Source organism: Eubacterium ramulus (assembly GCF_003122485.1).
Lineage (GTDB): Bacteria > Bacillota > Clostridia > Lachnospirales > Lachnospiraceae > Eubacterium_I > Eubacterium_I ramulus_A.
Genome location: NZ_JRFU01000156.1, coordinates 1 through 8,286, shown reverse-complemented (window position 1 = coordinate 8,286; position 8,286 = coordinate 1). Strand labels below are relative to the sequence as shown.

Sequence of the window (8,286 nt, the reverse complement as noted above, 5' to 3'; positions counted from 1 at the left end):
GGGCTACTTTTATATCAAGAGTTCTCCAAAGGAGAACTTTCCTATAAAGCAAAAAAAGAGCCAGAACCCTTGAAAAACAAGCGTTCCCGGCTCTTTTTATGGAGATGAGGGGAATCGAACCCCTGTCCGAAATTCCAGCCACCGTACTTCTACGAGCGTAGTCACTGTATTGACATTCCCTCTGCCGAACACCCAGTAACCGGTTTTCGGTTTCAGTAGCTTCATATTACGCCCTTATACGCAAAGCTTTGTATAAGTCGTTTCCTGCATGGTCGATGCCTGGGTCCGAAAGTGCAGGTGCTCCCGGTCAGACAAGCTGCAACTTAGGCAGCCAGTGCTAATTTATTATTATCAGCGTTTATATTTAGATTTGAAATTTAACGCATTTCATACGGCTCGCTTCTCCGGCTTTTAAAACCCCGTCGAAACCAGTACATCCCCGAATCACTTCGGCGGATCATGCCAGTTATCAGAAATTTATTCTTCTGATCTTTGTTATTATATGGGATTTTTTTCGGTTCGTCAAGAGAAAAGCCTCTGTCTAAACCAACAGTTTATTTTACATTTTCTTTCTGAACTACAGTCAAAAAATATTATTCATTACATCAATATTTAATACAGGTTCTTTACTTTAAACTCACGTTCCACTTCACGCCGCTGATCTTTCTTCGCGATATCCTGACGTTTATCGTACAGTTTTTTACCACGGGCAAGTCCGATCTCGACTTTGATCAGATCTCCTTTGATATATACTTTCAATGGAACCAGTGTATAACCTTTCTCTGCAATTTTTCCTGCCAGCTTATTGATCTCATATTTATGAAGCAGCAGTTTTTTCGGACGCAGCGGATCCCGGTTGAAAATGTTTCCTTTTTCATATGGACTGATGTGCAATCCGTATGCGATCACTTCTCCGTTCTCGATTCGGATAAAGGATTCTTTGACACTGCATTTTCCCATGCGCACAGATTTTACTTCCGTTCCGTGCAGAGCTACTCCTGCCTCGTATGTCTCATCAATAAAATAATCATGATATGCTTTTTTATTATTTGCGACCAATTTGTATCTGTCTTTTCCCATAATTTTTCTACCTTTGCTAAAATTCTTCTTCCTTCTTTGGATCAACCAGTTCAAAATCAATTCTGCGCACCAGTTTGTCTGTACCGATCACACGAATTTTTACTGTCTGTCCCAGCTTATAGCTTTTTCCGGTGTTTTCACCCACCATCTCGTAGATACTTTCAATATAATTGTAGTAATCTCCACGCAGCGTTGTGACATGCACCATGCCTTCTACCGTATTCGGCAGTTCCACATACAGACCATAGTTCGTAATACCGGAGATAACGCCCTCGTATTCATTTCCGATACGGCTCTCCATGTATTCCACTTTCTTCATTTTGATGGTCTCACGCTCTGCCTCATCTGCCCGACGCTCCAACTGGCTTGCCTGCTGTGCCACGCCCGGAAGGATTTTCCAATAATGCTCCATCCGCTTTTCATTCATCCGTCCACGCAGACTGTCTTTAATAATTCGATGGATCTGCAAATCCGGATAACGGCGGATCGGGGAAGTAAAATGACAGTAATACTGCGCTGCCAGTCCGAAATGTCCCACACATTCCACACTGTATTTTGCCTGCTTCATGGAACGCAGTGTCAGGCGGGAAATCAGTCCCTCCACCGGCGTATCTTCGATTTTTGCCAAAAGTTTCTGCAACTCTTTCGGATGCACTTCATCAGAACCCATATGGATATGATATCCGAAATTATTGATAAACGTGCTCAGCTTTTTAATTTTTTCTGTATCCGGCACTTCATGCGTACGGTACACAAACGGAATCTCCTGCCAGAAATAATCCTGCGCAACGGTTTCATTTGCCGCCAACATAAAATCCTCAATGATCTTTGTCGCCGGATTGCGGTCATACGGTTTAATGTCTACCGGATGTCCCTGATCATCCAGAATTACTTTCGTCTCTGGAAAATCAAAATCAATGGAACCACGTTTCCGACGTTTTGCACGCAGCAGATCTGCCACCTCCTTCATATCCAAAAACATCCGTACAAAATCTTTGTACTCTTCTGTTTTCTCCGGATCTTTCAGCGTAATAATTTTATTTACATCGGTATAACTCATGCGGCGGTCAACGTTGATGACAGATTCTGCGATCCGATGATCCACGATGTTTCCTTTTGCATCAATTTTCATAATACAGCTCAAAGTCAGTCGATCCTCGCCCTGATTTAGAGAACAGATTCCATTAGATAACGTATGCGGCAACATTGGAATCACACGATCCACCAGATAAACACTGGTGCCGCGTTTCAGCGCTTCCACGTCCAGCGCACTGTTTTCCTGCACATAATTTGTCACATCAGCGATATGCACGCCAAGCTGCCAGAAATCGCCATCTCTGGTCAAGGTCACCGCATCGTCCAGATCCTTAGCATCCTCTCCGTCAATGGTAACGGTCTGCCAGTCTCTAAGATCCATACGTCCTGCCATATCCGCAGAAGTCACATCTTTTGCCACGCGCTCTGCCTGATTTAATACTTTCTCCGGGAATTCCACCGGAAGTCCATACGCCCGCACCAGAGACATGATATCCGTACCCGGATCATTCTCATGACCGATGATCTCGATGACTTTTCCTTCTGGTTTTTTGCCTTTTCCACCGTAAGAAGTCAGTTCTACAACTACCTTATGTCCGGTCACGGCACCTTTGGAACGCTCGATTGGTACAAAAATATCCATATTGATCCTTGGATTATCCGGTCGTACAAAACCAAAGGTCTTGTTTTTATCAAATGTACCAACCACGGTTTTTAAACCATGATCCACGATTTTTACAACTTTTCCTTCTCTGCGTTTTCCACTGGATGGAACCAGCGCAATCTGTACCACATCATCCTGAATGGCTCCATTTGTATTGCTTTCCGAAATAAAAATATCTTCGTCCTCACCCTCAATGGTAACAAATCCAAAACCACGGGCATGCGCAGTAAATACACCAGTCAGGTTCGGGCTGGTACCTTTTGTATATTTTCCCTTTGTGGACACCTCAACTTTACCCTCTGCCACCAGTGCATCCAATACTTCCTGTAGTTCATGGCGCTGCGCTTTGGGCACATTCATAAGGATTGCGATCTCCTTTGCCTTCATCGGCACATACAGATCATCGCAGATCAGTTCATATACAATTTGTTTTCTCTCTTCTAATAATTCTTTCTTCATCTATTCTATCCCCATATCACATTCACAGCAAAAGGAACATCCTTTGTAAAAACGCATTGTTTCCTATATTTATTATATTAGTATAATTTTCAATCTCTGTAAAACAACTCTCCGTATAATAATAAAAGACTGTCGTAAAACGACAGCCTCTTAGGTATTCTTACTGAAAACGTCCAATTGTCAGTACTGCAGAAATAATAAGGAACAGTGCCAGAAGAACTCTTGTGATCTTTACAAGCATTCCTTCCATAGAACGTCCTTTGTTCTTGCTCCAATAAGTATCAGATGAACCGGTTAAAGCTCCCAGTCCGTTATTCTTACCTTCCTGCATCAATACGATAACTGTCATGATAATACTTAATATAATAAATACGATCTGTATAATTGTTCTTGCGATTTCCACGATATCCACCTCCTGCGGTATAAATTAAATGGTCATAACACACCTATAACCACAACTAAGAGATATGATACCATGTATCACTGAAAAAATCAACATCTTTTTCGTTAGTCTACTCTATCTTGTCCATGTCATATTCGCTTACCTAAGTTCTACATCTCTGTTTCCCATATTCACACACCCATTTCAAATGTAGCTCCAGACATTTCTCATATCTGCGCCTATAATTTTAGTCCCCGGAACCATTTGTTTGGAATCACAAAGACGCACACAATGCCAAGTACGATCGCTGCCACCGCCTTAAACGTCTCCAAACCGCTCGTCATTGCTGCCGCGGCATCCCCGATCATAATGTCATAAATCGTATTGTAAATGCCGATTCCCGGCACGATTGGAAAAATTCCAGAGATCATAAACACATTCGACGGTACTTTTCTCCACACCGCAAACAACCGTGCACAGAACACAATAACCACCGTTGCCGCAAAACAGGCAAGAGTATTGGAAAACTTGAGATTTACAATCAAATACACCAGCCATCCAAGCATTCCTGTGAGTCCACAGACAAAATACTGTTTTTTCGGCACATGAAACAGCACGGAAAAGGCAATCGTCGCCAAAAATGCAGCCGCAAGCTGCCCAATTGCATTGATTAGCATATGTTTGTTTCCTCCTCCCACTACAGTTTCAGTCCCAATCCCACGCCAATGGCAATGGAACAGAATACAAGAATTGCATCCAAAAGCCGGACGCATCCTGACAGATAATCACCGTCCACAATATCGCGTATTCCGTTGGTAAATGCCACTCCTGGAATCATCGGAATGATCGCCCCTGCGATCGCCAGTTCCAAATGTTCCGACACACCGATCCGCTGCAGGATCACACAGAGAATCGTGACAAGCAGTCCGCCGATAATTTCTAGCAAGACCTTTGAAATATTGACATGCTTCGCCTCTAAGAAAGAGAAAAACATCTGCAAGATCACACCGCACACAAAAGCAGCCAGACAATCCCACATGCTTCCGCCAAACAGGAAACCAAAAGCAGCCGCACCAACACCGGAGGAAAGCACCAGTTCCCACACCGGCTCGTTTTTCGCCGCCCGAATCTGTTCCAGCGTCTTCAACGCCGTATCCACCGATAGATTTTCCTGTTCGATCCTGCGGGAAAGTTCATTGATATCACACAGTTTCTTCATATTAACAGAAATCGACGGTACATATTTCAGTCTAGTGGAAGTATGCTCCTCCTGCTGATGCACATTGACAAACAGACCATTCGTAATGACATACATTTCCACTTCTTCTATCTGAAAATGATCCGCCACACGCTGAATCGTCTCCTCGACTCGGGAAATCTCCGCCCCATAACAGAGCAGCGCTTCTCCCATGCCGATGATCAGTTTCTGCACTTTTTTTAGCTGCTGCATGTTTTCCTCATTTCTGATTGCTTCCATACTTTATAAAAACCTTTCCCCGTTTCATTTCATAAAATTCATATTTCTGATTTTCCAATATGTAACAATGCACCATCTTTACAGGGATCGCATACCATTCTAATTACACGATTCAAATAGTTTTATCTTTCCAACACTTACACATTCTCTATAGTGAAAAATCAAATTCATCTGCGCCAAGATGCTCACTCTGATATTGCATCAGATACCCCGTCAGTTTTCCCCGATGACACTCCGTCGTCCAACTGATCATATCCTCGATATTATCTGTGGTGATCATCCCCGCTCTTCCAAGCGCTTCCAGATCTTTTAAGCTTTCTCGCTTACAGATATCATAAACCAAATCCTTCAGGTGTTCCGAAATCAATGCCTGATACGCTTCTTTTTGCGTAGAATTAAGCTGCATCGGATATTCCAGACGAAACGCCGCCATCCGGCAACGGATCAAAATCTGAGACCATTCCTGTAAAAGCGCATCATAAGCCGCATAGTCGTATTTAAGATTTCCATCTGAATCCAGGCAAAACAGACCGCTGATTTCCACCTTACGGTACACCGGATTTTCCGGAACATACAGTTTCACCTGATCTGCCTCGATTTCCATACACTCCAAACGGTTACATTCCTGAAATGCATCCTTTGGTATTTTTTTCACAGTTTCCGGAATCGTCACTTCCCGCAGATTGGCACGGCGCAACGCCATCGGACCAACTTCTGTCACCTCTTCTGGAATCTTCCATGTCTCATTTTTTCCAAAATATTTGATCAATGTATCGCCATGTTCTCCCCGGCGGTAAAACGCATACGCATCATTGTAAAAATATGGGTTTTCCGGCTGCACGGTAATATACTGAATCCCGTTCATGCTCGGACTCCAGCCGTAAGTATCCGTCAGGGCATGCTCACCCAAGGTCTCCAGTGATGCCGGCAATTCCATTCCTTCCAGATTGATACAGCAGCGAAACGCATCTGCACCGATCTGTTTCAATCCTTCCGGCAGTGAAATCCGCCGCAAAGCCTGACAGCTCTCAAAGGCTTCTTCCTCAATCTGCTGCACGCCTTCCGGCAGCACCACCTGCTGAATGTACATCTGTCCTTCAAATGCATGCCGCTTTACGCAAACCGTTCCAGGCGTAGCTTCATAACATTCCCGCTCATCCTCTGCCCGCACAGCTACCAGCGCATAGCCTTCCGGATGCTTTTCATATAAGCCATATCCATCAGAAAAATAGTTCGGATTGTCCGGTGCCACTTCCAATGCAATTTTTCCCCATTCCCATGGGCGTACCAGCTCTGACACCGATGCCGGCAGATACATTTCTGTCACTGCCGTGACAAGCAGCACGTTTTCGCCAATCTTTTGTACACCGTTCTGTAAAATCAGTTTTTTCAGACTCATGCACATTTTAAAGGCACCATCCCCGATCTCCGTCACCGTTTCCGGTACTTCGATGGTCTCGATCAGCGCTCCATGTGAACTGAATGCCTCCGGTGCGATTTTTTTCACCGGAAGCCCCTCGATTTCAGGTGGAATCACGACATGGAGATCTTCGCCCTCGTACTCCTCGATCACAATTCCATCTGTTTCTTTTCTATATCTGTAATTGTTCCAATGCATCTGAAATTTCCTGCTGTCTTTCATACAATTGATATTTTTTGTTATATTTGAAATATTCTTTGCTGCCCTTGCGACTGATAAATTTCATGCTGTTTGTATTGACTGTCAGGTCTGTTACCAGAATCAGCATCTCGTTACCGGTTCCGAAGATTTTTTCCACAAAAGCAAAGAGATTTTCCAGTTCTTTGCTGATTTCATCACTCTGTGCCTTCATGTCTGTCACCTGATCGTCAAATGCTTCCTTAATAAACAGGAATGCTGCCTGTGCGTTGTCGATTTCCTGCATGCGAAGCTCTTTTGCATCTTTTTGCAGTGTACGGATCACAAGCTGGTAACCGCGGCGTGCTGCGCCGGACAGCGCATTGGCCTTGTCCTCCTGCTCCATCTCAAGCTGTACCTGATCTGCCCGCGCCTCTAATAAGCCCGGAATCTGAGAACTTGCTCCTGTAAATGCCGCAAGTTCTGTTTTTAACTCTTTTAATACCGGAAGCAGGCTACGCAATGCATCCTCAAACTCCACATTCTTACGAATTTTATCCTGTAATGCCTCCAGCAACAGACCAAGCAGGGAAATACGTTCATCAAATGCTGCGTTTTTCGCACGCTTACGCACATCTGCGTCCGCATTTCCGGAAAGGATCTGTGCCACACGGTAATCTTTTTTATACTTCTGGTACAAGTCATAATAAGAAGCAAACTCGCGGGCAATCCGTTTGTTGTGCAGATACTGACCAACAAGCACTTCGTCCACGGTAAATCCGTTTTCTTCATATAAATAAATGGTCTCTGACAGATCCTCCCATCCACGGGCGGTCACATAGGATTTGCCGTCCACAGTATTTTCAATGACATAAAAATCATTTTTCTTAATATCCAGATAGGTCAGGATTGATCCATGCAAGCCCTTATTGACCGCATATTTCCGCCATGTATCATAATCTGCTTCCACTTCCAGCACTTTCAGACGGTCCATGGTTACGATATCAAACTCACGGACGGAACGGTTAAACTGCGGCGGGTTTCCTGCGGTTGCAACCACCCAGCCCTGCGGAATCTGGTGTTTTCCAAAGGTTTTGTACTGCAAAAACTGCAGCATGGACGGAGCCAGTGTCTCAGACACACAGTTGATCTCATCCAGAAACAGAATTCCCTCTGTTTTTCCCGTCACTTCCATTGCTTCGTATACAGATGCCACGATCTCACTCATGGTGTATTCAGATACGTCAAACTCTGTTCCGCCATAGTTTTTGTGACTGATAAACGGCAGGCCAAGCGCACTCTGTCTTGTGTGATGCGTCATGGAATAGGACACCAGTGCGATATCCATCTCCTGTGCGATCTGCTCCATAACGGCAGTTTTTCCGATACCCGGCGCGCCAAGCAGAAATACCGGTCTCTGACGTTCAATCGGAATGCGGTAATCCCCGTACTCATCTTTCATCAGATAAATACGAACGGCCTTTTCAATCTGTTCCTTTGCTTCCTGTATATTCATGTATGTTTATCCTCCATTTGTAACTCATGTGACATGCTCCCACCACTTAAATCACAGATTTTGAAGTGGGGGCTTC

Annotated in this window: 7 protein-coding genes and 1 other RNA gene; all 8 read right to left on the bottom strand. The window is 44.3% G+C overall.

The window, feature by feature from the left end:
• Nucleotides 1-96: 96 nt before the first annotated feature.
• The 8 genes from ssrA to LG34_RS13560 all read right to left on the bottom strand — a co-directional run bounded on the left by ssrA (nt 97) and on the right by LG34_RS13560 (nt 8,210).
• Nucleotides 97-441, bottom strand: a transfer-messenger RNA (tmRNA) gene (gene ssrA / locus LG34_RS13595).
• Nucleotides 442-612: 171 nt separating this feature from the next.
• Entirely contained in the window at nt 613-1,080 is a 468-nt protein-coding gene (gene smpB / locus LG34_RS13590) for an SsrA-binding protein SmpB (RefSeq protein ID WP_021738278.1), read from the bottom strand.
• 16 nt (nt 1,081-1,096) lie between these two features.
• Entirely contained in the window at nt 1,097-3,238 is a 2,142-nt protein-coding gene (gene rnr / locus LG34_RS13585) for a ribonuclease R (protein ID WP_109216549.1), read from the bottom strand.
• Between the two features lie 160 nt (nt 3,239-3,398).
• Nucleotides 3,399-3,641, bottom strand: a complete 243-nt coding sequence (secG, locus tag LG34_RS13580) for a preprotein translocase subunit SecG (protein WP_109216548.1) — start codon at nt 3,639-3,641, stop codon at nt 3,399-3,401.
• 218 nt (nt 3,642-3,859) lie between these two features.
• Nucleotides 3,860-4,297 carry a threonine/serine exporter family protein gene (locus tag LG34_RS13575; RefSeq protein ID WP_109216547.1) on the bottom strand — a complete coding sequence of 146 codons (438 nt, stop codon included), beginning with the start codon at nt 4,295-4,297 and terminating at the stop codon, nt 3,860-3,862.
• Between the two features lie 20 nt (nt 4,298-4,317).
• Complete coding sequence (locus LG34_RS13570; protein WP_207657033.1) at nt 4,318-5,070, bottom strand: threonine/serine ThrE exporter family protein; 753 nt, start codon at nt 5,068-5,070, stop codon at nt 4,318-4,320.
• A 175-nt stretch (nt 5,071-5,245) separates the two neighbouring features.
• A complete protein-coding gene (locus LG34_RS13565; RefSeq protein WP_181369384.1) occupies nt 5,246-6,715 on the bottom strand; it encodes a leucine-rich repeat domain-containing protein in 1,470 nt (489 codons plus the stop codon).
• On the bottom strand, nt 6,690-8,210 hold the full coding sequence (locus LG34_RS13560) for an ATP-binding protein (RefSeq protein ID WP_109216544.1): 1,521 nt from the start codon (nt 8,208-8,210) through the stop codon (nt 6,690-6,692). Before LG34_RS13560 ends, LG34_RS13565 begins: the two co-directional genes overlap by 26 nt.
• Nucleotides 8,211-8,286 lie beyond the last annotated feature (76 nt).